The sequence below is a fragment of the Limnothrix sp. PR1529 genome (assembly GCF_002742025.1).
In the GTDB taxonomy this organism is placed as follows: Bacteria; Cyanobacteriota; Cyanobacteriia; order CACIAM-69d; family CACIAM-69d; genus CACIAM-69d.
Window position 1 is genome coordinate 1 of the sequence record NZ_LIRO01000139.1, and the last position, 25,080, is coordinate 25,080.

Genomic DNA, 25,080 nt, shown 5'->3' on the forward strand with positions numbered 1-25,080 from the left:
TTACGGCACTACCCAAACGCCCTCATGATTCCTAGTCGCACTCTAACTCACCTTGAGCGACTTGCTAGCCAATCCAGACCAAGTTCTCAGCCGCGTCTCGAAAATCGTCGGACGCAGACACACCATTACAGGTGGTAATTTCCGGGGACTCCTCACCATCGGTGGAGTTAAGCCCGCCGTGGTTTTTGCGCTGGTGGGGCCGTAATGCTTGCGGTGGCGCAAACTAGCATCATCGGTGCGGAAACTGCCCGCCGGATCCGACACAGCAATCGGCATTCTGGCGGATGGGGGAGCCGGGGGCCGCTTGTTAGGTTCCACCGAGGTCGAGGCCGATCGCACAAATCCTTTGCGGTGGGGACTGGCGGGCGCGGCGGCCCGGGCGGCACTGGTGCGCTGGGTTGCCACAGCCATGGACTGACGGAGCGATCGACGTTCCGGCTCGATCACTTTGTCCATGAAATATTCGATGGTTTGCTCGCGAACCCAACCCCGTTTCGACAAAATTTCCCCAAACCGCAACCCCGTCACACTCTGATCATTCAGAGCAACCGTGACTTGAGCGGGCGCGAGCAAACCCGCCTCCACAAGGTATTGACCCAGGGGCTTAAGGCCGATCGACCGGGGCCGCGCTGCTGGCTGTCCTGAGACCGATCGATCTGTGCTGGGAGACGGTTGATTCTCCATAGCCAACCTCTACTACGACAAGGGATACAAGCGGGAGCGCGATCATGGCAGGGCAGAATCCAGATGCGTCCCTCCGCAAAAGCCGAATTCGGGAACCACCAGAGAAGGAAAGGAACTGGATTGCAACGGAACAACGGAACTGACCATCCACGTTATTACAGAGTTAACGGAGGGTTCAGTGGGGTTTAGCCCCCTAGGGGGTTGCCATCGTTGAATCTGGTCATGTTCAGAATATTATGGCACTGGATTTGTCATCCGAGTAATTACGGAGAATTTTCGAGATTTCAGGCTCCGCCTCAAGCGTAACATGCCCCAATGGTGCCCCCCGGTCATGCGATCGCCCCATGAATTGTCGTTAACTTTGATTAATCTGCCTCGATCGAGGAAGCAAGCTCAGCCAGTTCCATCACGTCATAACGCTCAAATGGCTGATGAATCCAGGGATTATGGGGTAAATAACAGTCGTAATAATCCGGGGCGATCGATGAACAGCCCTTGTACCAAATCACGGCCGTGCGCAGGTCGCTGAGATCGTAGCGATCGCGCAGCCACTGAATCGAAGCCTTCAGGGTTGCTCCCGAGTCGGCCAAATCATCCACCACCAACACCCTCGGCCCCAGGCGATCGCCCGTCATGGCCAAGCTTTGGGCAAATTTGAGCTGCCCCCGTTCCCGCCCCAACTCTCCGGCATAGGAACTGGCAAACAGAATGGCTAAGGGTTTGTGAAACAGGCGCGAGAAAATATCACCCACTCGCAGGCCCCCACGGGCTAAACAGACAATTTGGTCAAATGCCCAGCCCGATTGATGCACTGAACAGGCTAACCGTTCGATCGCCCGGTGATAGTCCTCCCATGAGATGTATAAATCACTACCTAGATCGTTATTTTCCATCCGTAATTGCCGCTTGGGTGTTGCAGTCTCGATCGGGGTTCCAGGGGCGATCGGGGATGGGGCTTGGGAATTGCAAGGCGAATCAGAGGGCATGGCAACCATATCCAGGAGGAGTATCGATCAAATCATCAAACAAACATTGAATAGATCAAATAGGTTGAGGAGCGCGATCCGTAACGCGATCGTCAGCGAGGGCCAGGCAATCGGGCAATCGGGAAACCGGGAATCCAAACCCACAACAAAGAGCGGCCATCAACTCATCTCCAGCCCGATCGCGTAGATCTGGGTATGGAGAATGGGTCGATCGCCGCTGTAATTTCAGACTTGGGCAGTGATTGCGAGCCGGGCCGTTGAAACCTGTTGATTGTTTTTGATCGGATAGACTCATCAAAAGCGGTCTATTAGATCCAACTAGAGCCAACTTCGATAGATCCAATAAATCCAACAGGCTTTTTCAACAGTTCCTAGTAGCGCGGCTACCTTAATTCGCTTGGTCAAAGCACATGATTGTTACCGTCACCTAATCGTTAAGCAGCAAGGGGCTTAAGCCCCTTGTTACCACGACTGGCTCCGCAACTTTGACCCAATGCCTTAAGCCTGTCACGCTACTAGCCAACTCTCAAGCCCTACAGCTTGGCCCCGCAATGGGAACAGAACTGGTGGCTCGGGTGATTATCCGTCTGACAGTTGGTGCAAGTTTGGTGGCTCACGGGGGTTTCCCGCTTCACTTCCGGCAAACCCAACATTTGGGCATTGCTCTTACCAGGAGCCACCATCGGGTAACAGTTTTCATCGCGCCGCACCCGCACATCCAACAGCACCGGGCCATCATAAGCCAGCATTTCTGCGACGGCCGGCGCAAGCTGGCTGCGCTCCGTCACCAAAATGCCCTTGATGCCAAAGGCTTCGGCCAACTTGCCAAAGTTGGGCATCCCCACTTCCATGTTGGAAGACGAGTAGCGCTCACCATAGAAGGCTTCCTGCCATTGGCGCACCATCCCTTGCCAGCCGTTGTTCACAATCACGGTTTTGGCGTTGATTCCAAACTGGGCCAGGGTTCCCAGCTCCTGGATGTTCATTTGCACGCTGGCATCGCCGGCCACGCAAATCACCTGGTGATCTGGCAAGGCCACCTTCGCGCCCATGGCCGCCGGAATCCCGAAGCCCATGGTTCCCAAGCCAGCGCTGGAAATCCAACGACGGGGGCCGTTCTTCAGGAACTGCGCCGCCCACATTTGGTGCTGACCCACATCGGTTGTGTAGTAAGCATCGGGGGCTTGGCGACCCAGTTCGACGATCACTTCTTGGGGGGCGATTTCGTTGTCGTAGCTGGGGACTACCAAGGGATAGTCGGTTTTCCATTGGTTGATGCGGGTGTGCCAAGCGGCCGTTTGGGCCGGATCGCTGACGATTTCCAGCTCCCGCACCCGATCGAGCAGTTCAATCAGCACCTGCTTCACGTCACCAACGATCGGCACATCGGGCACGCGGGTTTTGCCCACCTCGGCCGGGTCGATGTCGATGTGGATCACCTTGGCACGGCTGGCGAACTCATCGAGCTTGCCGGTGACGCGATCGTCAAACCGCGCCCCCACCGCAATCAACAAATCGCACTCGGTCACGGCAAAGTTGGCGTAGGCCGTGCCATGCATCCCCAACATGCCCAAGGCCAGAGGGTGATGCTCATCAAAGGCCCCCTTACCCATCAGAGTCGTGGTGGTGGGCAGGCGGAAATGGTCGGCCAAACGGGCAATTTCCGCGTGGGCCCCAGCCGCGATCGCCCCACCACCCACATAGAGCAAGGGACGCTGACTATGGCGAATCAGTTCGATCGCCTGGGTGATTTGGCGCGGGTTGCCCTTCACAGTCGGCTTGTAGCCCGCCGGCCGGATCGATCCTGGCTCCACCGGCACATAGTCAAATTCTTCCAGGCCCACATCCTTGGGCACGTCAATCAGCACCGGGCCCGGACGACCAGAGGAGGCGATATAGAACGCTTCCGCCACTATCGCCGCCATATCGGCCGGATCGCGCACCACGTAGGAATGCTTAACGATCGGCAGCGTAATGCCCCAAATATCCGTTTCTTGGAACGCATCAGTCCCGATCGCCGTGCGCGGCACTTGGCCCGTAATCACCACCAAGGGAATCGAGTCCATGTGGGCCGTGGCAATCCCCGTCACCAGGTTGGTGGCTCCGGGGCCAGAAGTTCCGAAGCAAACCCCCACCTGACCGGTGGCGCGGGCGTAACCATCCGCCGCGTGGGCCGCGCCCTGTTCATGGCGCACCAAAATATGTTTCAGTTGGCCCGATACTTCAAAGCCGTAGAGTTCGTCATAGATCGGCAGGATCGCGCCGCCGGGATAGCCAAAAATGTGCTTCACACCATGACGGCACAGGCTATCGAGCAGAGCATAAGCGCCCGTGCGCCGCGTCACAGGCACGATCGAAGAGTCAATTTGGGAAGCGTTTCGCGATCGCACGAGCAGGAACCTCTAAAGGCGAAGAGTAAACGGTGGGCAAACGATCACATCGAAGGAAAGCTCTACCACAACATGACTTCGATCGGTGCGATCGTAACCTAGTTTACCGATTGATCGGGATTGGAAGCTAGGTCTCTGTCAAGGTTTTCTGGCCCCGATCGCGAGTTTGGACATGGGGGCAATTCGGTTGTGATTGGGACGCTGTGGTGATCCCCCGTTCAGGATCAAAGAGTGATGTAGATCACAAATTTTCGATCCGCTTAAGGTTTCTGATCCGCTTCGGGTTGGTGATCCAGTTTGTTTGTTGGCGTTGCTTCACCGCGAGGGTTTGGCTTGGCCGTTCAAAAATTGCTGATATTGGCGCAAAATCATGCGCTGAACCGCAATAATTGCCGGATTGATTTCCACATACCGCCGTTGCGGATCGCGATCGATCGCCCGTTGTTCGCTTTCCATCATTTCAATGTCTTGATTCAGAAAGCGCATAAAGATTTTTTGCTCAATTAGCTTGGCAGCCCAGGGCCGCAACGCCTGCACCAGCCAACCGGGCAGCCCTAACCGCAAAAAGAAAATCGCAAACGATCGGCTCTCCCGCAGCCCCACCGGCAGGCGCATTAGATAAAGGCTCGAAACCCCTTCTAGGCGACTGAAAAAGTGCGGATAGCGATATTGCACCGTCACGGTTTTGGTGGTGACTTGATCGGCCGACTCCGTAAAGCCCAAAAACTTGGCCATTTGCCCCTTATAGGACACTTGGTAATCGGCCGCGATCGCGTTGCCTTCGTCCTTGAGCTTCAGCAACACCGGATCAAACCAACCTTGCAATTCTTCGTGCAAAAACCCGTGGAACACATCCATCGAGTTTTCATTACAGACCGAAAAATGGGCCCGAAACTGTCCCGTCACCGGCACGGCCAGCCATTGGGGATCGTCAAATTCAGGAATTTCCGGCAGCGGCATTTGATCCGCTAGGCTCTGGTCGCCGGGAAACACCCAAATGATCCCGTAGCGATCGACCGCTCGATAGCTCTGGGCTTGGGCACAGGGCAGCTTTTGGCTCGGTGGCAAGTAGGGAATCTTGCGACATTGGCCCGCTCCGTCAAACTCCCAGCCATGGTAACGACAGGCGAGATGGTCGCCCATCACCTTGCCCCGGCTCAGTTCCACGCCGCGATGGGGGCAGGCATCTTCGAGGGCCTGGACAGCTCCCGATCGATCCCGATAGAGGGCGATTTTTTGCTGCCACACTTCCACGCCCAACACTTGCCCCGCTGCCAACTGGCTAGACCAAGCCACCGCGTACCAGAAATTGGGATTAATTCCCGCCTGGCGCACGCTGTTTTGCACCTCGTGCTGCTCTAGGGCGATCGCCCTGATGGGGGCTGCTCCGTCGCTGGAATCACCCAAGGCCGAATTGGCAGACTGCTCAGGAGTCTGATTGGCAGATGTCACCATGACAACTTTGGCAACTGATTGGCAACTAAACGACTCTGCCAGCTTAGTACAGCGTCGTTCTTGTGGTTTAGGTCGCTCGATCGCAAAAACGGAGAGAGAGGGATTCGAACCCTCGTTAGAGTTACCCCTAAACAGCATTTCCAGTGCTGCGCCTTCAACCGCTCGGCCATCTCTCCAGATGACAGGACGTTATCTTATCAGGCTGATGCCGGTTATGGGAAGAGAACGATAAAATCTAGCTTCAGCGCGGCGGCAATCCCTGCGACCCGATCGCGCTGTGCTGGTTGGCCCCTAGATGCCCAAATCCCCCATGACCTACAGTGCTGAAGATCGATCGACCGCCACCCAAACCTATCGGGTGCGGATTCATAACCGCCAGCGGGGCACGGTTCATGAAGTGCAAGTGCCCGGCGATCGCTACATTTTGCAGTCTTCGGAAAATCAAGGGGCAACGCTACCTTTTTCCTGTCGCAACGGGGCTTGCACGGCCTGTGCGGTGCGCGTGCTGGAAGGCAAACTGAGCCAGCCGGAGGCCATGGGCCTGTCGCCTGCTTTGCGCGATCGGGGCTATGCCTTGCTTTGTGTCAGCTATGCCGAATCGGATCTGGTGGTGGAAACCCAGGACGAAGACGAAGTATATGAACTGCAATTTGGCCGCTATTTTGGCAAGGGCAAAGTCCGCCGCGGCCTGCCTCTGGATGAAGATTAATCCCCTGGATCGGGGTCAACCATTGCCCCCGGGGCGATCGAGCACCCCATCAACCAGCCCATTCGCGACCCCATCAGCAATCCCACACATCGGGACAGCCACCAGCCCCAAACAGCTCGCCCAAACGCCCACTCAACCCCGCGCCGGGCCACTCCCCCCAGTCATTCGCAGCCAGCCTTGGCCAAGGGCGATCGCCCTTGGCCTGATCCTGGGGTTGCTCACCGGTTGTGGCAATTCGTCCCTCACCGGGGTGCAGGTGGTGGTGAACCGCGTGCCCAGCGGCAACACCCTGGAGGTGCGCGGCACGGGAGCCGATGCCAAGCGGCTGGAAACCGTCCGCCTTCTGGGCATTGATGCTCCAGACTTGCGCCAACAGCCCTGGGGGATTAAGGCTCAACAAACCCTGATGGAGTTGGTGGCGGGGCAAACGGTTTGGTTGGAGTTTGAGTCCGGGGAAGCACGCGATCGCCTCGGTCGCCTCTTGGCCTATGTTTGGCGGGATGGGCAGCTTGTGAATGAGCAACTAACCAAGGCGGGCTATGCGGTTCCGGCCAGTCGATCGGGACTGCTGAAGTACGATCGCCGCATTTTCTACGCCCAGGAATATGCGCGGATTTTGGAGTTGGGTGTTTGGGATCCCCGATCGCCCATGCGGTTGCGGCCCAGCGAATTCCGTCGCCAAAACCCCTCCTAACTGGCGGAAACAGACTGCGAGGTTAATCAACAGCTTTTGCAGGATGCATAACCTTAAACAACGTCGGATTGAAGCATGAGATTAAAGCATGAGTCAGTTACCGGATCAGGCAACGTTGCAACGACTGCTGGAAATTGCCACGGAAGCGGCCCTGGCCGGAGCGGCAGTGGTGCGATCGTTTCTGGGCAAAATCGAGGCCGAGGAAAAGGGGCGATCGGGCGACCTGGTGACTGCGGCCGATCGCGCCTCGGAAACCGCCACCATTGAGGTACTGAGTCGCCACTGTCCGCAAATTCCCATTTTGGCGGAAGAGTCCGGGGCGATCGGGGGAACCCAAAACAGTGACTATCTTTGGGCGATTGATCCCCTGGATGGAACCACCAATTTTGCTCACCAATACCCGTTTTTTGCCGTTTCGATCGGGCTGCTCTTTCAGGGTCAACCGATCGTTGGGGTTGTGGCCGATCCCGAGCGCGGGGAACTGTTTCGAGCGGCCAAAGGACTCGGGGCCACGCGCGATCGGATCCCAATGCGGGTATCACGCACCGATCAACTGAGCCGCAGCCTATTGGTGACCGGTTTTGCCTACGATCGCCGCGACACCAACGACACCAACTATCCTGAATTCTGCTACCTCACCCACTTAACCCAAGGGGTACGACGCGGCGGATCCGCCTCGATCGACCTGGCCTATGTGGCCTGTGGGCGGTTGGATGGCTATTGGGAGCGGGGACTCTCCCTCTGGGACATTGCCGCCGGCATCGTGTTAGTGCAAGAGGCTGGCGGCCAAGTCAGCGCCTACGATGGCAGCCCCGTCAATCCCAGCAGCGGCCGACTCGTGGCCACCAACGGCCACCTACATGATCAACTCTGTGCGGCCCTGGCAATGGTTCCCCAGCTTGACCTGTGGCACCAGCCCCCCGCCACCTGGCCGAAAGTTGGTCAATAGGGCCCATTGGGGGTTAATTAACCGCCAGATTCCTCAGTCCCCACCCGCAACCCAGATCACCATAGTCACTGATCACCATGGTCAACCCAGGAACCCGATACACTACTAGATAGCGATTAACCAAATAGCAATTCAACGGCGATCTTTCCGATTGCCCCTCAGGCTGCATCCATCCCAACGGCATTCAGCCCGGCTCTATCCGGCCAGGCTCTGCCCCTGTCTCGTCTACTTCTCCTGCTCCCATCCCCCTTTAGCGACTCACAGCACCGGCGGCGCGCTATGTCATTCGAGATTCAACGAGGGCTTTTTGGTCACGATGTGACGGATCACTATGCCATCCTGGGCATTCCGTTGGGGACAGATCCCAAAACCGTGCGCAAGCGGTTTTTACAAATTGCCCCCCGACTGCATCCCGACACCTGCTCCGCTGCCAATGCTCAGGGCAAAGCCTATGCCCAGCAACTAATGTCGCGGCTGGTGAACCCCGCCTACGCTACCCTCTCCAACGATGCCAAGCGGGCAGATTACGAGGCCGTGTTGCGCACGTTGCATAGCCGCTTGCCCCAACAGGCCAACAAGGTGGCCATCCAAGGGGCCCTGGCCCGCGAGCTAAGTCAGGCTGCCAATGTACAGGGCACGTATCTCAAGGCGTTACAAACCCTCACGGCCAACCAATACGACGATTTGGAACAGGTGCTGAACCGGATTGCCGAAATCAGCGAACTGAATTTGGTTTACCTGCTCAAAACCACATCGGGCAGCGCCAGCCCAGCGCGTCCGGCGGCTGCTCCCCCGCCGCCGGCCCAGCGACCAGCATCCCCTCCCACCAGCGGCGGGGAAACCACGGGGGCCCGAGAAGGGGCCGCCAGCAATACGCAGTTTGTGGTGCGGGCTTTGCAACGGGCGGAGGAATTAACCGCGAAGGGCCAATTTGCGATGGCGATGCAGGAGTTGAAGGATGCGCTGAAGATTGATGGGAACAATGCCGATTGCCATGCCTGGTTGGGCAAGGTGTATTTGGCTCAAAAGCAAGGAACCTTGGCCAAGGTGCATTTGACACGGGCGTTGGCGATTGATCCGCGCAATGCGATCGCCCTGGCCGCTAAGCAGGAACTCGATCGCGCCACGGGCGGCCAAGCCACGGGCCAAGCCACGGGCCAAACCGCCAAACCCAACAAACCACAGCCCAAAACAATCGGGGGCGGCAAAGATAAACCCGGCGGTGGGTTGTTTGGGGGCCTGTTTGGCCGTAAGAAGTAGGGGGCCGATGTTCACTGCCCGATCGATTTCGTTTCCCCCCTGACACCATGGCAATTCACCAACCCCCGACCGGCGCGCGCGATCTGTTGCCCCTTGATGTGGCCCAGAAGCATTGGATCGAAACCAAGCTACAAGACGTGTTTCAGCGCTGGGGCTATCAGTGGATTGTCACGTCCACCCTGGAACGGGTCGATACATTGGTGGCGGGCGGTTCGGTGCGCCGGGACAAGGTGATTCAAATCTATGACAGCGAAAGTGAGGATCTGGGGCTGCGGCCGGAGCTGACGGCTTCGATCGCCCGGGCCGCCGTTACCCGCATGGCCGGCGTGACTCACCCCCAGCGCCTTTGCTACAGCGCCAATGTGTTTCGCAAGCCCCCCAAGGGCAGCGCCAGCCGCCAGCAGGAGTTTTTCCAATCGGGGGTGGAGCTGTTGGGTGTTGGGGGCGTGGCGGCTGATGTGGAGGTGCTGTTGCTGCTGACGGACTGTCTGGAGCGATCGGGCGTGGCCGATTGGCATTTGCTTTTGAGTGAGGCGGGCTTGACTCGATCGCTCCTGGAACCCTTCCCACAACCCTGGCGCGATCGGGTGCGTTCGGCCATGGCGCGGCTCGATCGCCTGGCCATCGAAGCCATGCCCCTTGACCCCGCCCTGCGCGATCGGGCTTTGATTTTGTTTGATCTGCGCGGCCGCCCCATGGACGTGATTCAACAGGTGGGCCAACTGGACTTAACCCCCGACCAGCAAGCCATGCTCGATCGGCTCAAAACCACCGTTGACCTGCTGCAAGATTACGGTCGAGCCACCGAACAAACCCTGCCGATCGTCCTGGATCTGAGCCTCATTCAAACCTTTGACTACTACACCGGCATCGTCTTTGAAGCGATCAGCAGCGCCGACACCGGCCACGAAATCCTCGGCCAAGGGGGGCGCTACGATCAACTACTGGGCCTATACGACCCCGACGGCAACAGCTATCCCGGCATTGGCTTTTGTTTAAACCTGGAACCCTTGCACCGCGTTCTTTCCAGCGGCGAGCGCCTGCCCAATCAACTGCCCGCCAGTGACTGGTTGGTGGTTCCGGCGGGGCCCCGCGCCCGGGCTGCGGCCTTTGTCTATGCCCGTCGTCTGCGCACGGAAGCCCCCAGCTTGATTCGGGTGGAATTGGACTTGCAACCCACCGTGACGCGGGAGTCGGCCCGCGATCGCGCCCGGGCCCGTCGCATCGGGCGGCTGGCTTGGGTGCAAGAGGACGGCTCGATCGAAACGGAAACGATCACCAAACGCAAAGGGCCTGAAGCCCCCTAGCGATCGGGCCCATCGGCAATTAGCGAATCCGCGAGCACCGGATCCGTTTCCAACAAATCCCCCGTGGACGGCAACTGAGCATGGGGAGCCATTTGCAAAAACAGCCGATAGCGATCTAACTGGGCCGATCGCAGGCTGCGGCGCAACTCATTGTCATACAACCCTTCGAACACCACCCGATCTTCCTTCTGGGTGGTTTCCGGGGCCAAGGGTAATGGCTCCGGCCCATCGATCGAAACCAGGTTGTACTGGACATTTTCCGTGTAAATTGCAAACGTCACATTGAAAATGTCAAAGAAATAAATGGCCCAGCGACATTTTTCCTCATCAAACTGTTCGTAATATTTCACCAATCGCGCAATACACAAATCCAAGTGCGATCGGGTGCTGGGGGCAATCAAAACCAACTTCAACAGGAAAATGGTCAGCGTTAGCGCACTGCCATTCGACAAAATGAGCAAAAAAAGCCGCGAAGGATTATGCAAATCCTCCGTCGTCAAAAACTGAATTAAATGGCGGCAGGTTTCCGCCTGCAAATCTTCCGTAATCACCTGATCATGATCTTCTGCTAACAGGCTCGTCAACTTGTTTTGCAACTTTTGGCGAACTACCTTCGTCATGTGATCTTGGGTACTTTCCAAGATGATGTATTTCAGCAGACTTTTTTTATAGCCGTGATACCTCAGCCCTTCCGTTTGTTGCAAAAACAAATTGGCCAAACTGGAGTAGCTATATTTTCCCGTCCGCAAAACAATTGACTTCACAATTTTGAGCACCTGATCACCCAAATTGGTTGGATTTTTCAGGCGCTCCCGATCACTCCGGCTCGACTGAGACTTGGCCATATACATCGCCAAATCAAACTTAAAACGCTCCCGCCACTGTCGCGCATAGGCCGCCGCCGCTTCCCGTTGCTCCAAGGGATTGTTGGGATCCACCGATTGAGCCACCAACAGTTGTCCCACATAACGACTGCTCCAATGCTGCTCCTCGGGTGCAATGGCAGTTTCCGTAATCTGATCGGACTGTAATCGAGTGCGCGTGGCCGTCATTTCCGACTGGCTTTGGTCAGAAGCTTGGGAGTGATCCAGTTCGTGACGCGCAATGAAAAGTTTTAGCTCATCATAGTCATTACTACTAATGAAATCCGCAACCCACTTGCGCACCCGATTCAACGACAAGGACGCGCTATCACTATGTTCATGGGAATGCTCAAACATCGCAATCAGGCGATAAATAAAAGCCTCATTCCGACGACTGGCCCAGTTATTAATCAAGATGTAGCAAGATCGCTTGAGAGTAGTTTGAAAGGCCTCTTGATTATTGAGAAAAACCAGTTGATATAAAGCATGTAAAGGCTTGCTATCGGTTGTGTCACAGCAGTTGATAAACAAGCAGCAAAATTCGTGCAGAACTTCCTCCGGCGAAAGATTCTGCACCGATCGAATCAGGTGTTGAAAAATAATGTCTTGAATCTGCGGAACCGTTAAACGGCTTGGAAGTTCACCCTTGGGCGCAGGCGAAGCTCCCAGTCCCTGAGAATCGGACTGATGGCGGCTGGCAGATCGATCGCTCATGGCAGAAAGAGGAGAGGAGGGCAGGAGAGCGTCCATGGTGGAGTTGTGCCGAAAACCCATCGGTTGTAGATGCAATGAAACAGAAACAATACGTTAAATGGGGTTGAATGTTGGAAATTGCTCATTCCAAACTGATCACCAACCTGCCGCATTAGCCCGGAACATTCACTCACTGAAATCGCAGCCATCAGTCCCAGTAATAGCTGTGTGATCGCTGTTGAGGGCCGCTGCTTGATGATTAAAGTTGAGCAACTTAATCAACATCAATTCAGTAGAGATTTGCATTGGTCAGCGCCAATTTCTGACCAGTTCTGCCAATTCTGGTTCATCAGTCGCGAAGGTTTGTGATGACAACCAGGGGGCAACCACGAGCACCAGCAAATTGGTGTAAAAAAAGGCACTTAATAACACTTAAGTATGAACATATTCCGAGTCTAGCAAATTCAGATTCACTATCGGTAGAGTGTTGTCAGCCCTACCCCCCAAATACTTCACCATTAGCCACTAACAGTTCAACAATCAAGCTTTGTTGGCTGTCATGGGTTTGGGGAAAATTCCCTAGCTCTACGTGGGGACACTGGAATTTCTATCAGGCTGAGTTCAGGGGTTTGGATCGCTCAACAAAAAACCCCCTGAACCAGGAACCAGTTCAGGGGGTGATGACTTGACAGTCAATTCAGTTGTTAATGGGTGATGCCCGAGAGCACCACAAAGCAAAAGACCGCTAGCCCGTGATGCCCGACAGCACCACGAAGCCCAAAACCGCCGCAAACACGATCAACGCATAGAACTGGGCGCGACCGTTCTCGAAGTACTTCAGACCTTCGCCGGAAATCAGGGTGACGAAACCGGTCAGGTTCACCGCGCCATCGACGATCCGGAAGTCCACTTCCATCACCTGGCGAGCCAGGCGGCGGCTGCCTTGGACAAACAGCCGATCGTAGATTTCATCGAAGTACCACTTGTTCAGGGACAGGCGGTAGAAGAAGGGAATCTTTTGGGCGATCGCGCTGGGGTCGATCGACTTCTTGAAATACATCAAGGAAGCCAAGGTAATCCCGATCAGCGCGATACCTACGGAGTTGCCGCCCATCACCAAAAACTCGGTGAGGTTAAAGGCGTGCTCCGCGTGCTCGGCGGCATGGGGCGACTCCAGGAAATGCTCAAACAGGTTGTTCCAGGGCACACCCAACAACCCAATCAGAATCGACGGAACCGCCAACACTACCAAGGGCAGCACCATCGTGGTGGGCGACTCGTGCGGCTCATGGGCGTGGTGATGGTCGTGGTCGTGGCTCAGTTCCTTGGGATCCATCGCGCCGGGGCCGAAGTTCGGGGCCACTTCCACGGGCACGGGCACAGCGGCCGCCGCCAGCAGTTGTTCTTGGATCGCCTTGTCGTTGCCCCGGAATTCGCCTTCAAAGGTGTTGAAGTACATCCGGAACATGTAGAACGCGGTCACACCAGCCGTGACCCAGGCGATCGCCCAGAGAGCAGGGTTAGCCTCAAAGGTCAGACCCAGAATTTCATCCTTCGACCAGAACCCGGCAAAGGGCGGAATTCCGCAAATGGCCAGCGTTCCAATGAAGAACGTGGCGGCAGTAATCGGCATGTATTTCCGCAAACCGCCCATCAAGCGCATATCCTGCGCCAGCACGGCGTTGTGGCCCACCACCGCTTCCATCCCGTGGATCACGGAGCCGGAACCGAGGAACAGCATCGCCTTGAAGTAGGCGTGGGTCATTAGGTGGAACATCCCGGCACTGGATGCGCCCACACCCATGGCCATCACCATGTAGCCCAACTGGGACATGGTGGAGTAGGCGAGGCCTTTTTTGATGTCGTTTTGGGTGATGGCGATCGAAGCGCCCAGCAGGGCCGTAAAACCACCCGTCCAGGCGATCACGGTCATCACGTCGGGCAGCCCTTCAAACACCGGAATCATCCGGGCAATCAGGAACACACCCGCCGCCACCATCGTTGCCGCGTGGATCAGGGCAGAGATCGGCGTGGGGCCTTCCATTGCGTCCGGCAGCCAGACATGCAACGGGAATTGGGCAGACTTGGCGACGGGGCCGAGGAATACGAGGATGCAGAACAGGCTGGCCACGCCCGCGCTCAGGGAGCCGGAAGACACCAGCTCTTGCAGGCGATCACCCATCACGTTGAAGTCAAAGCTGCCGGTACACCAGTAGAGCGCCAACAGCCCCAACAACAGGCCAAAGTCACCGACTCGGTTGGTGACAAAGGCTTTTTGACAGGCATCGGCGGCGGGTTTGCGATCGAACCAAAAGCCGATCAGCAAATAGGAGCACATCCCCACCAGTTCCCAGAACACATAGATCTGAACCAGGTTGGGGCTGATCACCAGGCCCAGCATCGAGGAGCTGAACAGGCTGAGGTAGGCATAGAACCGCACATAGCTCGGATCATGGGCCATGTAGCCATCGGTGTAGATCATCACCAAGAACGCCACGGTGGTGACAATCACCAACATTAGGGCGCTCAGGTGGTCGATCGTGTAGCCCATCGTGATGTGGAAGTCTCCGGCGGCCGCCCATTCAATGCTGCGGGCGAAGGCTTCATGGCCGTTGAGTTGGCTCCAAAACAGGGCAAAGGCCATGGTCATGGCCCCACCGATCGTGGTGAGGATGACGATCGCGTTAATTTGCCGCAGCTTGTTGGTGAATTGGTTAAAGGAAATCAGACCCAGGCCGACCAGCGCTGCACCAAGCAACGGCAAGACCGGCACGAGCCACGCATACTCGTAAAGCGGTTCCATCGCACAAGCCTGTGTTACAAGACAGGACGTTCAAAAGTTGTCTGGCCGGGCGATCGGGCTGGGGCTGGTGGCGGGGAATGCAGCCAGTAACGGATGCAGCCAACAAACGGCCCCAGAGTAATCGTCACGATCCGGCAAAACCAGTGACTATTGTGGCATGGGTGGCCAAGGGCGATCGGGCAGTTTTGCGTTGGTATTTGGGATCACGGGGCGATCAGGCAGCCCCTGAGTTAAAAACGAGTTACAAACCTCTTTACATTTCTTAAAAAGCAGTTACAATTGTTTACAACACCCCAACCGAGAGCAACCACCATGACGCAACGCGGCTACACCACGGAAGAACTGGGTCGTTTGAACAACTTCGCCGTTGAACCCAAGGTCTATGTAGACGACGTGCAGCGTGTGGGCTTCACCCAATACGCCGAACAACTGAACGGCCGCCTGGCAATGATTGGCTTCCTGTCTGCCCTGGCGGTGGAATTGGTCACCGGCCATGGCGTTGTAACCTGGCTCACCAACCTGTAATTGACCCACTCCCCCAAGACTCACGGATTCTCATTTTTCAAGGGATCCGTTCTCAGCAAGTCTTCTTTTGGTCAATCAACATTAAGTTTCCCTTCGATCTCTAAAGAATCCATCACCTAAGGAATCATCCAGGGCTGCCTAGGCAGTCCTTTTTTATTTTCTACTGCTCTATTTTTGTTGCTCTATTTTCGATTTTTGAATTCTTTATTGGATTTATCTCTTTTTTGATCAATTCCTTGCTGGTTACAGCCCTAGTGGCGATGGATTGGGGTTGCCTAACCCGGCCAAATCAGCCACCTCAAAAGACCAGATTGGCTGGCAGGGGGCCAGCAGCCCCCCAAATATCGCCGCCAGCAAGAGACTTCTAGATCTGTAGCCCAGAGACCCAGGCCTAGAGACCTAGCCTAAAAATCTAGAGCCTAGAGATCTAGGCGCGGAATCCTCGTTGGTGCATCACCAAATCCATGAACTCCTGGCGGGTTTTCGGATCTTCCGCAAACACTCCACGCACCGCACTGGTCACAGTCCAGGATCCTGGCTTTTGCACCCCACGCATCACCATGCACATGTGGGTTGCTTCCACCACCACGGCCACTCCTTGGGGCATCAGCAACCCTTGAATTGCATCGGCAATTTGGGCCGTCAGCCGCTCTTGCACCTGGAGCCGTCGGGCATACATTTCGCAAATCCGAGCAATTTTGGACAGGCCAATCACTCGGCCATCGGGAATGTAGGCTACGTGGGCCCGGCCAATGATCGGCAGGATGTGGTGTTCGCAGGAGCTAAACAGGTCAATATCGCGCACCAAGACCATCTCATTGGCGTTTTCGTGAAAAACAGCACCATTGAGCAGTTCATCTAGGGATTGTCGATAGCCCGAAGTCAGAAACTGCAAGGCTTTGACCACTCGCTTGGGGGTGTCGCGCAGGCCTTCGCGATCGGGATCTTCCCCCAATCCAATTAACAGCGTCCGCACAGCTTGCTCCATCTCGGCCTGGCTGACGGGGGATTTGGCCGCCGTGGTGATCAGGTTGGGCCGAGGTGACTCGATCGAAAGGGTCATAGGGATTGAGATTGCGGTGAATTGGAGTGGATTGGGAAACGCCCACCCAGCCCGATCGGGTAGGTGAGCGTGCAGGTTGAAGAGATTCAGAGTTTGGGCGGCGCAACCCATCCAGCCCTAGAAACCAGCATTGGTTCCATGACTTGGGTTGGCATCAGACCAGTTATTTGGAGCAACTGGCTTGAATTTCCCTTGAGAAATTATAATGATAATCATTCTCATACGATCACTTTTGCATCAAATCACTGATGCAGATCCCTGATGCCGGCTGAAGCGAGAGGCTGACCCATCGATCGCACCATCTCTAGCCGCGCCATACCTAACCGCGCCATCTCGATCGCACTGACTTTTGAAAACGACTTTTGAAAATCGGAGTGTTTTAATGACCGTCACCCCCATTTCGCCAACCACCCAGACCACAAACCCGATCGACCCGGAATCCACATTGGAACCAATCCTGGAGCCAACAGCGGAACCAATCGCGCGGCCACGGCGATTGCGCCGATCGGCCACCCTGCGGCGAATGGTGGCGGAAACGGTGTTGACGGCCCAAGACTTGATCTATCCGGTGTTTGTGATGGAAGGGACGGGGCTGGTGGAGCCAATTCCCTCGATGCCCGGTTGTGATCGCCGATCGCTCGATCGGTTGTTGGAAAAGTTGCAGATGGTTCAAGGGGTGGGCATTGGGGCGATCGCCCTGTTTCCCGTGATTCCGCCCGCCCAAAAGGACGCGATCGGCTCCGAAAGCCACAACCCCAACGGCCTTGTGCCCCGGGCTGTCAAAGCCATCAAAGCCGCCTTTCCCGATCTATTGGTCTTTACGGATGTGGCCCTCGATCCCTACACCACCCACGGCCACGATGGAATTGTGGATGAGGCGGGACGGATTTTGAATGATGAAACCGTGACAGTCTTGACCCAACAGGCCCTGATGCAAGCGGCCGCAGGGGCGGATTTTGTGGCTCCGTCCGACATGATGGACGGCCGAGTGGGGGCCATTCGCCAAGCCCTGGATGCGGCTGGATTTTGGCAAACGGGCATCCTGGCCTACAGTGCCAAATATGCCTCGGCCTATTACGGCCCCTTTCGGGATGCCCTAGATTCCGCCCCACAGTTTGGCGATAAGAAAACCTACCAGATGGATCCGGCTAATCGACGGGAAGCGCTCAAGGAGGCGCTGTTGGATTTGGCGGAAGGGGCGGATGTGTTGATGGTGAAACCGGCTTTGGCCTATTTGGACATCATTTGGCAACTGAAGGCCCAAACCCAACTGCCGGTGGCGGCCTACAACGTGTCTGGGGAATACGCCATGGTGAAGGCTGCTGCCGAACAGGGGTGGATTGATGAACGGGCGATCGTGCTGGAAACCCTGTTGGGCATGAAGCGGGCCGGGGCCGATTGGATTTTGACCTATCACGCGGTGGACGCGGCCCGCTGGTTAAGGGAGCAGCCCTAGCGGGTGGCTAGCTCGATCGCCCCCACAACCCGATCGAGCTGCTCCAGGGTCAGGCCCGGAAACAGGGGCAACGAGAGAATTTCATTGGCTAACTGTTCCGTCACCGGGAAGGCCCCAGCTCCGTAGCCCAAGGATTGCAAGGCCGGTTGCAGATGGCAGGGAATGGGGTAGTGAATGCCCGCAAAGATCTGTTGCTGTTGCAGGGCCGCCAGCAGTTGATCGCGATCAAGCCGACAGGTGGGCTGCACCCGCACCACGTAGAGGTGATACACATGGCCCGGCCCCGACTGATTGGCGATCGGGACAATGCCGCGATCGGCCAGGGCCGCCAACCGCGCATCGTAGGCCGCCGCCAACTGGGCCCGGTCTTCATTCCAGCGGGGCAAATGGGGCAACTTCACGGACAACACCGCCGCCTGCAACGTGTCAAGCCGCGAATTCATGCCCAACTCTTCGTGGAAATATTTGCGAGGTGCGCCGTAATTGCGCAACATCCGCACCTTTGCCGCCACGGCCGCATCATTGGTGACCACGGCTCCACCATCCCCGATCGACCCCAAATTTTTGCCCGGATAGAAACTAAAGGCCGCCGCCCGTCCCAAGGAGCCGGCCAACCGCCCGCCCCGCCGCGCCAAGTGGGCCTGGGCCGCATCCTCAAAAATCAACAGACCGGTGCGATTGGCCAACGCCAACAGGGCTTCAGGATCCACCATTTGCCCATAGAGGTGAACCGGAATTAGAGCCTTGGTCTTGGGGCCGATCGCCCGTTCCGCCGCCGCCAAATCGATCAGCGCCGTGTCCAGATCACAATCCACCAACACCGGTTGGGCCCCCGATCGCAACACCCCCAGCACCGTGGCAATGAACGTGTTGGCTGGCACAATTACCTGATCTCCCGGCCCCACGCCACAGGCCGTTAGCCCCAAGGCCAACGCATCGGTTCCCGTGCCCACGCCAACACAATGTTCAACGCCACAGGCCGCCGCAAAGGCCGCCTCAAAGGTGGCCAAGGCCTGGCCAAGGACAAAATCGCCCCGATCGAGCGTGCTGGCAATGGCGCGATCGAGTTCGGCCCGCAAGCTCTCGTGCTGCATCGACAAATCCACTAGGGGAATCGGCATTGCCATGGGCGTAATCGGAGCGGTCACCATTGAACCATGGGTCAGGGAAGCCGGCACAGCATCGGTCATAGTTAATTGCTCAATCCAAAAAGTAGCGGGAAGATCGTTCAGTATCTCGATTTTGGAGCCTGATTTCGCCAATTGGTGTGCACCGGGTGGTAGTTGCTCCTGTACCATGCGTTCAGTGTCCCGTTTGCGGTTTCCTGAATCGTCCCGAATCGTCTCCGGCAACCATCTTTGGTAACTGTCTCGGGCACTTAATCTTCGAGGCAACACCGTTCAGGCAACACCGCTCAGGCAACACCGTCCGGAACCCCACAAGGCACACAGCCCCATTGTTCCCACCCATGCTGTTGGGGGTTAATCAACAGAACCTTTGGAGAACGTTGTTCATGGCCCCACTGAGTCAGGATTCAGCCGATCGCCCCAAATCCAGCCCCCTCCCCGATCGCCCCTCCGGTTGGCAGCGGTGGCGGGAAAGCGTGCAAATTATCGGCATTGCCCTAGTGCTGGCCCTGTTGATTCGCACCTTTGTGGCAGAACCGCGCGTCATCCCTTCTGAGTCGATGTATCCCACCTTGGCCGTGGGCGATCGGTTGGTGGTGGAAAAAATTTCCCACTGGTTCCGGCCCCTGCAACGGGGCGACATTGTGGTTTTTGCGCCGCCGCCCCAACTGCAAGCCCTGGGTTACCCCCGCGATCAAGCGTTTATTAAGCGGGTTATTGGGTTTCCGGGCCAAACCATCGCCGTCAAAAACGGCCAGGTTTATTTGGATGACCAACCCCTCACGGAGCCTTACACCCTGGAGCCACCCACCTACGAGTTAGCGCCCGTCACCGTTCCTGCACAAATGTTGTTTGTCATGGGTGATAACCGCAACAATAGCAATGACTCCCATGTGTGGGGCTTTTTGCCGATCGAGAACGCGATCGGGCGGGCCTGGTGGCGGTTTTGGCCGCTCGATCGGTTCGGTCTCACCAGCCGCTAGCCCCAACCACTGGCCGGAAGCGCGACCCAACCCACCGCTTAAATCCAAGATGACTCCGTGTAAGTTTTCTTGGATTGAAGTTGATCTCGCTCAGATGCAACTTAAATTCAACTGTTTCAATCGTTTTTAATCATTTTGAATCGTTTTTAATTATTAATTCGACTATTTCAGCCGTTTGAAGTCTATTGACTCGATTTCTGAAGACTTTTTTCACGCCATAGCCATTTTTCAATAGACTTTTCATCATCCGTTGGCAACCCTTCCAGCCATCCAGGTAGCTTCCTGACCCCGATCGCTCCATGACCGTTGCCGACTCATTTTCCTGGGATTTTGACCCCTCGTTTAGACCTATCAATCCCCCTATGGATGATTGGGATTTGTCGCCTCCGCCGCCCTCCGAAATGGGGGATCGCGAGGTGCTGTTGGATGGGATGCATCTGGCCGGCCGGCGCATTGCCCTCCTCGTTTGTGGCAGCATTGCCGCCTATCGATCGCCCGATGTGGCCCGGGCCCTGCGTCGCCAAGGAGCGGATGTGGTGGCCTTTGTATCGAAGGAGGCCCGCCGCTACGTCACCTTGGAGGCCCTGGAATGGAGCACCACGAACCCCGTTGTCACCAAACTCACGGCCGCGGCCGAACACCTCAGCGATGCTCACCCCTTCGCGGCTTACTTAGTGGCCCCCGCCACCTACGACACGATTAATAAAATGCGGCTGGGGATTGCCGATGGCGTGGTGACGGCGACCCTGGCTTCGGCCATTGGGCGCATGGAGGCGGGCCGCACGGAGGTGTTGGTGGCTCCGACGATGCATGGCACGATGCACAACTCCCTCCTGACGGATTCGTTGCAGGCCCTGCGATCGATTGGGGTACGGATGATTCAACCCCGCCGCGCCTATGGCAAGAACAATTTGCCCGATCCGCAAACCCTTGTGGTGCAGGTCTGTCGGGTACTGAGTCGATCGCCCCTACACGGTGTACCGGTGATGGTGACCGGTGGGCCAACGCCGGTTCCCTTGGATGCCATTCGTCGAATTACCAACTGCTTCACGGGGCAACTGGGAATTGAAATCGCCAAAGAACTCTATCTCCGGGGATCCCAAGTGCATCTGGTGCATGGGGCGGGCAGCACCGCGCCACCGGACTGGATCCCCCACACCATTACACCGACCTATCACGACTATCGCGATCGGGTGTTGTCGCTGTTGCAGGAGCGGGATTATCGGTTTGGGATTTTTTCGGCGGCCGTGGCGGACTATCAACCCGTGCAGATTCACCCGGGCAAAATTCCCAGCGGCGGCCAGTGGAAGACGATTCAACTGCAACCCACAGAGAAGGTGATTGACCTGGTGAGCGAGTTGGCCCCCCAGTTGGGTTTGATCAGCTTCAAGTATCAAGAGGGGGTGACTCACGAAGCCCTGATGCAAATTGCCCACGATCGACTCCAGCGGGGTCACTTGGCAGTGGTGGCCAATCGGGGGAATGAGACGGGGCCCCGGGGAGAACAGGTGGCCTATTTGGTCACCCGGGATCGATCGCCCCTGCGGATGTTAGACAAGCCGGGAATTGCGATGGGCATTGCCGATTGGCTGGAAAGCCTGTTCTAGGTTTTGGCTGGGGGTATGTTGTCAAGTTGCCTGAAATCCTGATTCCACCGTTAGCGGATCATGGAGGACAAGGGGCTTAGGGCTTGTCATCAAATCGCCTGAAACCCTGATTCCATCGTTGGCTGATCGTGGGGGACAAGGGGCTTAAGCCCCTTGTTACGATGATTGGGGCATGGAAAATCAACCGTTGTTGTCTGATCGCAAAGTGGGGCCGGGGCGCTGGTTAGCCGATTTGGAGCGATCGGTGCGATGCTATAGGCGCTCGCAATCGCCCAAGGGGACGGCCCCAAAAACATGCAACCTGCGCATATATCGTTTAAAACCGATTGAGATTGAGATTGCGATCCTGCTGAAATACTGTTGGAAGACTGCTCAAACAAGCTTGCCCATAGGAGCTTGGTGTGGGCAAGTTTTAAATCGCGGCTGGGTAGCGGTGCTGGGCAAACAGTTCCCGCAATTCCCAAAATTTCAGCAGTTCCGGCAATCCAAGCAATTCAAACAGTGCAAGCAACTGAGTGGGTTCATCGCCAGCGCTCACCCCGGTCGATCGATTCCCCGATCGCCCAGGGACCGATCGCGTGATGTTGAGGAGTTAGAACACAATGGTTTATGCGGCTGGGGTTAGTGGTTCGGGAAGCATCGGGTTGACGTGGGATGCGGGCACGTTGGCGAGTTGGTTCGATCGCTACCTAGCTCCCCATGGCATCCGCACCAAGGTTTCGGCGCAAATGACCGGCCAAATTGATGTGTGGGTGGAGTGCCAGCAAGAACCGGAGCGCGATCGGTTGGTGCGGTTCATTTGCCACCGACTCCATGGCTTGAATTTGGCGGCGGTGGAAGGGGTGCGGATCATGGCCCGGCGCGTGGGTCAGCCGGAATTGCTGTGGCAGCAGTCGGTGCAGTTGGAGCAGCGGCCGGGCCTCAATTCCACGGCCTATTATCAGCAGGTGTTGCCCCGATCGCCCGAGCAGCAGGTGATGCAACGCTTGGCCCATAGCTGGCTGGTGGCGCGAGATGGTTGGTCGGCGCTGGCGACGGCCACGCGCGATCGCTGGCGATCGCCCGCTGGCATGGATCTGGGCACTATTTCCCAATGGTTGCAGCCGGTGGGGCAAAGCTTGGGGGCTGGGCTAACGGTCGATCGGCTCAATGGTCGCTGCTTGGTGGTGGAAGTGCAGTTGCCGCCAGAGGCCGCGATGGCAGCAACGGCCGCCGAAGTCATCTCCAGCGATGGGGAAAGTCTGGCGACCTCAAACACTTCAGGCAGCCCTTCAGACAGCACCTCAGACAGCGCCTCAGAATCCCTGAGCCAACCCCACATCGTGCAAACCATTTGCCGACGACTGTGGCAATTCAACGCCTCAGAACAAGGCCAAGTCAGCGGCGTACGGATTCGGGCCACGGTGTCAGGGCAGGTGGATCCCCTTTGGCAACAAACGATTCGGATTGCGGCTCCGGCGGGCCGGCGGGAGTTAGGGTTAGCGGGATTAACCCAATGGGCCACGGATCCGGCCCTAGAACCCATCTGGCGATCGGTGCTGTTGGGCGGGGCGACGATCGTGCCCTTTGTGTTGGCCCTGTGGTTGGCTAGTTCATCGCCCGATGCCACCCGATCGCGCCCCCAACAACCCTTGGCCAGCCCTCGCAGCGGCAATTCCACGGAACAGGTCTTGCCCCTGCGCCCGGCGATCGCTCCCGTGGCCAATCGGGTGCGGCAGGTGCGGCCGCCCGTGGTACAGGGAGCTTTGGAACTGTTGCCGGTGGTGAATCACCCACCCGCCAATCCCACCGATCCGGCGGTGACCTTGATGTTTGGGGGAGATGTGACCCTGAGCGATCGGGTCAAGCGGCGGCTAGGGGGAGATTGGTCGGCGGCGTTGGCCCAGTTTCCCGAGTCCCGATCGGTCGATGTGGCCATGGTGAATTTGGAAAACCCCATTACGGATGCTGACCGTAAGCGATCGGGCAAGCGTTTCAATTTCCGTGCGGAACCGGAATCGGTGGCCGCCCTGGAAGCGGGGGGCATTGACCTGGTGACGCTGGCCAACAACCACACGATGGACTATAACCGGCCGGGTTTGTTGGACACCTTGGCAGCCTTGGATCAAAGCGACATCCACGCGATCGGGGCCGGGGAAAACATCACCGAAGCCCGTCGCCCCAAAATCTTGGACGTGAAGGGTCAACGGATTGCCTACTTTGGCTATTACAACGCCCATTGGCACGCGGCCACGGAAACCAGCGCGGGCACTAACCCACGCGAAAACGAGGCCTTGGCGGCAGATATCCAAGCCGTGCGCGATCAGGTGGATTGGGTGGTGGTGAATTTCCACTGGGGCGAAGAATTGGCACGCTATCCCGCTCCCTACCAACGGTCGATCGCCCGGCGAGCCATTGATGCGGGGGCGGATTTGGTGGTGGGTCACCATCCCCATGTGCTGCAAGGCGCTGAGGTTTACAAGGATCGGGCGATCGTCTATTCCCTAGGTAACTTCATTTTTGGTGGCCACTCGCGCAGCACCTACGATACGGCGGTGCTGAAGGTGGCCCTGCGCGATCGCCAAATGAAGGTGGACTTTGTGCCGGTGCGGGTGCAAAACTACCAACCCCGGGTGGCTAAGGGCGATCGGGCGAAGGAGATTTTGCAGGAGCTAACCTACATTTCCCGCCGGTTTGACCAACCCCTAACCCAATCCATGGTGTTGACGGCTCGATCGGCTCCCAATCTGACTCCCAATTCTGGCTCGGGTGATTTTGTTTCAAGCAATCCCGATTCTGGTAATCCCGGTTCTGGTAATCCCGGTTCTGGTAATCCTAGTTCCAGTGCCCTCCCAATGACGATCGCCCCAACGGCTCCACTGACAGCCACCGGAGATCGCCCCCAACCCCAACTGCCGAGCTTCACCCGATCGGCCGCAACCACCAACGGGCAATCGCCGATCGTGGTCACCCCCTTGCCCAGCCCCGCAGCAGCTCCGATGCCCAGCAGCTCGCCCGCTGTGGCCAGTGCCCCGATCGCTCCTCAGCGCCCCTCTCAAGCTGGGGCTAACCCCATTAGTTCTTCTGACGGCAGCGCGATCGGCCAGCGAATCCAAGCCAGTGGCCAATCGGCACGCGATCGACTGGCGCAATTGATGACCGCCGTGGAACTGAGCGAACTGGTGCGCAATGCAGAAGCCCCCACGGATGAAGCGTTGGGGCCTAGCAACCGTTCTGTGGCGGCCATCACGGCTCCGGCAGGAAACCCATCAGCAACGCCTAGCCCCATGGGCAGCGGCCCGCGCCGATCGATTTCCTTTGAAATTGGCCCAGAAGCAACCAGCTCAGAGCCGGCCGCCGGGCGATCGACCACCAGCCCTCAACTGCCCTTTACGGCCCCTACCCCATCAGGAGCCACCCAGGACAACGGGTTCACGGCAGCGCCATCTTCGATGCCTGCCAACTACAGCAGCCTCAGCCTACCCGCGTTGGTGAAGTCAGCGGCCGATCGGGCCCAGGCCATCTTGGAGCCATAGCCATTGATTAG

Annotated in this window: 20 protein-coding genes and 1 tRNA gene; 11 read left to right on the plus strand and 10 right to left on the minus strand. The window is 57.2% G+C overall.

What is annotated here, in order from left to right:
• Positions 1 to 42: 42 nt before the first annotated feature.
• The 5 genes from AMR42_RS18850 to AMR42_RS18870 all read right to left on the minus strand — a co-directional run bounded on the left by AMR42_RS18850 (position 43) and on the right by AMR42_RS18870 (position 5,691).
• Positions 43 to 684, minus strand: a complete 642-nt coding sequence (locus tag AMR42_RS18850; RefSeq protein WP_143473188.1) for a hypothetical protein — start codon at positions 682 to 684, stop codon at positions 43 to 45.
• A gap of 365 nt (positions 685 to 1,049) precedes the next feature.
• On the minus strand, positions 1,050 to 1,577 hold the full coding sequence (locus AMR42_RS18855) for a phosphoribosyltransferase (protein ID WP_099535337.1): 528 nt from the start codon (positions 1,575 to 1,577) through the stop codon (positions 1,050 to 1,052).
• Positions 1,578 to 2,203: 626 nt separating this feature from the next.
• Positions 2,204 to 4,060, minus strand: coding sequence for a biosynthetic-type acetolactate synthase large subunit (gene ilvB, locus AMR42_RS18860; RefSeq protein WP_099535339.1), 1,857 nt, complete (start codon positions 4,058 to 4,060; stop codon positions 2,204 to 2,206).
• Positions 4,061 to 4,375: 315 nt separating this feature from the next.
• Positions 4,376 to 5,515, minus strand: a complete 1,140-nt coding sequence (locus AMR42_RS18865; protein WP_099535341.1) for an aromatic ring-hydroxylating dioxygenase subunit alpha — start codon at positions 5,513 to 5,515, stop codon at positions 4,376 to 4,378.
• Between the two features lie 89 nt (positions 5,516 to 5,604).
• Positions 5,605 to 5,691 (minus strand) — tRNA-Ser (locus AMR42_RS18870).
• 134 nt (positions 5,692 to 5,825) lie between these two features.
• Between AMR42_RS18870 and AMR42_RS18875 the strand changes: the two genes are divergently transcribed.
• The 5 genes from AMR42_RS18875 (at position 5,826) to AMR42_RS18895 (ending at position 10,434) form a co-directional block, all read left to right on the plus strand.
• Positions 5,826 to 6,224: a 2Fe-2S iron-sulfur cluster-binding protein gene (locus tag AMR42_RS18875; RefSeq protein WP_099535405.1), complete on the plus strand. Its 399-nt coding sequence runs from the start codon at positions 5,826 to 5,828 to the stop codon at positions 6,222 to 6,224.
• A complete protein-coding gene (locus AMR42_RS18880; protein ID WP_158234547.1) occupies positions 6,214 to 6,918 on the plus strand; it encodes a thermonuclease family protein in 705 nt (234 codons plus the stop codon). The genes AMR42_RS18875 and AMR42_RS18880 overlap by 11 nt, the downstream gene beginning before the upstream one ends.
• 88 nt (positions 6,919 to 7,006) lie before the next feature.
• A complete protein-coding gene (locus AMR42_RS18885; protein WP_099535345.1) occupies positions 7,007 to 7,867 on the plus strand; it encodes an inositol monophosphatase family protein in 861 nt (286 codons plus the stop codon).
• 279 nt (positions 7,868 to 8,146) lie between these two features.
• Positions 8,147 to 9,127, plus strand: a complete 981-nt coding sequence (locus AMR42_RS18890) for a J domain-containing protein (RefSeq protein WP_099535347.1) — start codon at positions 8,147 to 8,149, stop codon at positions 9,125 to 9,127.
• A 47-nt stretch (positions 9,128 to 9,174) separates the two neighbouring features.
• Positions 9,175 to 10,434, plus strand: a complete 1,260-nt coding sequence (locus AMR42_RS18895; RefSeq protein ID WP_099535349.1) for an ATP phosphoribosyltransferase regulatory subunit — start codon at positions 9,175 to 9,177, stop codon at positions 10,432 to 10,434.
• On the opposite strand, the gene AMR42_RS18900 is transcribed toward AMR42_RS18895, so the two are convergent.
• Positions 10,431 to 12,011, minus strand: a complete 1,581-nt coding sequence (locus AMR42_RS18900) for a hypothetical protein (protein WP_099535351.1) — start codon at positions 12,009 to 12,011, stop codon at positions 10,431 to 10,433. The two genes, AMR42_RS18895 and AMR42_RS18900, sit on opposite strands and share 4 nt — an antisense overlap.
• A gap of 724 nt (positions 12,012 to 12,735) precedes the next feature.
• Positions 12,736 to 14,793, minus strand: coding sequence for an NAD(P)H-quinone oxidoreductase subunit 5 (locus AMR42_RS18905; protein WP_099535353.1), 2,058 nt, complete (start codon positions 14,791 to 14,793; stop codon positions 12,736 to 12,738).
• Between the two features lie 11 nt (positions 14,794 to 14,804).
• Here AMR42_RS18905 and AMR42_RS18910 point away from each other — a divergent pair, with 11 nt between their 5' ends.
• Together AMR42_RS18910 and AMR42_RS18915 are read left to right on the plus strand one after the other, a co-directional pair.
• A complete protein-coding gene (locus AMR42_RS18910; protein WP_143473190.1) occupies positions 14,805 to 15,059 on the plus strand; it encodes a hypothetical protein in 255 nt (84 codons plus the stop codon).
• Positions 15,060 to 15,105: 46 nt separating this feature from the next.
• Complete coding sequence (locus AMR42_RS18915; protein ID WP_099535357.1) at positions 15,106 to 15,318, plus strand: chlorophyll a/b-binding protein; 213 nt, start codon at positions 15,106 to 15,108, stop codon at positions 15,316 to 15,318.
• Between the two features lie 427 nt (positions 15,319 to 15,745).
• Here the strand turns inward: AMR42_RS18915 and folE are convergent, their stop codons facing one another.
• Positions 15,746 to 16,381, minus strand: coding sequence for a GTP cyclohydrolase I FolE (gene folE, locus AMR42_RS18920; RefSeq protein WP_099535359.1), 636 nt, complete (start codon positions 16,379 to 16,381; stop codon positions 15,746 to 15,748).
• 382 nt (positions 16,382 to 16,763) lie between these two features.
• On the opposite strand from folE, the gene hemB reads away from it, so the two are divergent.
• Positions 16,764 to 17,837 carry a porphobilinogen synthase gene (gene hemB, locus AMR42_RS18925; protein WP_099535407.1) on the plus strand — a complete coding sequence of 358 codons (1,074 nt, stop codon included), beginning with the start codon at positions 16,764 to 16,766 and terminating at the stop codon, positions 17,835 to 17,837.
• On the opposite strand, the gene AMR42_RS18930 is transcribed toward hemB, so the two are convergent.
• The gene (locus tag AMR42_RS18930) at positions 17,834 to 18,964 is read right to left on the minus strand and encodes a DegT/DnrJ/EryC1/StrS aminotransferase family protein (protein ID WP_099535409.1); all 1,131 of its coding nucleotides are present in this window, start codon (positions 18,962 to 18,964) and stop codon (positions 17,834 to 17,836) included. The two genes, hemB and AMR42_RS18930, sit on opposite strands and share 4 nt — an antisense overlap.
• Before the next feature lie 386 nt (positions 18,965 to 19,350).
• Between AMR42_RS18930 and lepB the strand changes: the two genes are divergently transcribed.
• Positions 19,351 to 19,947 (plus strand): signal peptidase I, encoded by a 597-nt coding sequence (gene lepB, locus AMR42_RS18935; RefSeq protein ID WP_099535361.1) that lies wholly within the window; start codon positions 19,351 to 19,353, stop codon positions 19,945 to 19,947.
• 362 nt (positions 19,948 to 20,309) lie between these two features.
• Positions 20,310 to 21,554 (plus strand): phosphopantothenoylcysteine decarboxylase, encoded by a 1,245-nt coding sequence (locus AMR42_RS18945; RefSeq protein WP_099535365.1) that lies wholly within the window; start codon positions 20,310 to 20,312, stop codon positions 21,552 to 21,554.
• A 412-nt stretch (positions 21,555 to 21,966) separates the two neighbouring features.
• Here the strand turns inward: AMR42_RS18945 and AMR42_RS21445 are convergent, their stop codons facing one another.
• Positions 21,967 to 22,092 (minus strand): hypothetical protein, encoded by a 126-nt coding sequence (locus AMR42_RS21445; RefSeq protein ID WP_255407566.1) that lies wholly within the window; start codon positions 22,090 to 22,092, stop codon positions 21,967 to 21,969.
• Between the two features lie 64 nt (positions 22,093 to 22,156).
• Here AMR42_RS21445 and AMR42_RS18955 point away from each other — a divergent pair, with 64 nt between their 5' ends.
• Positions 22,157 to 25,069: a CapA family protein gene (locus tag AMR42_RS18955; RefSeq protein ID WP_099535369.1), complete on the plus strand. Its 2,913-nt coding sequence runs from the start codon at positions 22,157 to 22,159 to the stop codon at positions 25,067 to 25,069.
• Positions 25,070 to 25,080 lie beyond the last annotated feature (11 nt).

Bases quoted from the DNA above. Each gene is read 5' to 3' on its own strand.
- AMR42_RS18850 (WP_143473188.1), bottom strand. From the start codon at position 684: ATGGAGAATCAACCGTCTCCCAGCACAGATCGATCGGTCTCAGGACAG.
- AMR42_RS18855 (WP_099535337.1), bottom strand. From the start codon at position 1,577: ATGGAAAATAACGATCTAGGTAGTGATTTATACATCTCATGGGAGGAC.
- AMR42_RS18865 (WP_099535341.1), bottom strand. From the start codon at position 5,515: ATGGTGACATCTGCCAATCAGACTCCTGAGCAGTCTGCCAATTCGGCC.
- AMR42_RS18875 (WP_099535405.1), top strand. From the start codon at position 5,826: ATGACCTACAGTGCTGAAGATCGATCGACCGCCACCCAAACCTATCGG.
- AMR42_RS18880 (WP_158234547.1), top strand. From the start codon at position 6,214: ATGAAGATTAATCCCCTGGATCGGGGTCAACCATTGCCCCCGGGGCGA.
- AMR42_RS18885 (WP_099535345.1), top strand. From the start codon at position 7,007: ATGAGTCAGTTACCGGATCAGGCAACGTTGCAACGACTGCTGGAAATT.
- AMR42_RS18890 (WP_099535347.1), top strand. From the start codon at position 8,147: ATGTCATTCGAGATTCAACGAGGGCTTTTTGGTCACGATGTGACGGAT.
- AMR42_RS18895 (WP_099535349.1), top strand. From the start codon at position 9,175: ATGGCAATTCACCAACCCCCGACCGGCGCGCGCGATCTGTTGCCCCTT.
- AMR42_RS18900 (WP_099535351.1), bottom strand. From the start codon at position 12,011: ATGAGCGATCGATCTGCCAGCCGCCATCAGTCCGATTCTCAGGGACTG.
- AMR42_RS18905 (WP_099535353.1), bottom strand. From the start codon at position 14,793: ATGGAACCGCTTTACGAGTATGCGTGGCTCGTGCCGGTCTTGCCGTTG.
- AMR42_RS18915 (WP_099535357.1), top strand. From the start codon at position 15,106: ATGACGCAACGCGGCTACACCACGGAAGAACTGGGTCGTTTGAACAAC.
- folE (WP_099535359.1), bottom strand. From the start codon at position 16,381: ATGACCCTTTCGATCGAGTCACCTCGGCCCAACCTGATCACCACGGCG.
- hemB (WP_099535407.1), top strand. From the start codon at position 16,764: ATGACCGTCACCCCCATTTCGCCAACCACCCAGACCACAAACCCGATC.
- AMR42_RS18930 (WP_099535409.1), bottom strand. From the start codon at position 18,964: ATGGCAATGCCGATTCCCCTAGTGGATTTGTCGATGCAGCACGAGAGC.
- lepB (WP_099535361.1), top strand. From the start codon at position 19,351: ATGGCCCCACTGAGTCAGGATTCAGCCGATCGCCCCAAATCCAGCCCC.
- AMR42_RS18945 (WP_099535365.1), top strand. From the start codon at position 20,310: ATGGATGATTGGGATTTGTCGCCTCCGCCGCCCTCCGAAATGGGGGAT.
- AMR42_RS18955 (WP_099535369.1), top strand. From the start codon at position 22,157: ATGGTTTATGCGGCTGGGGTTAGTGGTTCGGGAAGCATCGGGTTGACG.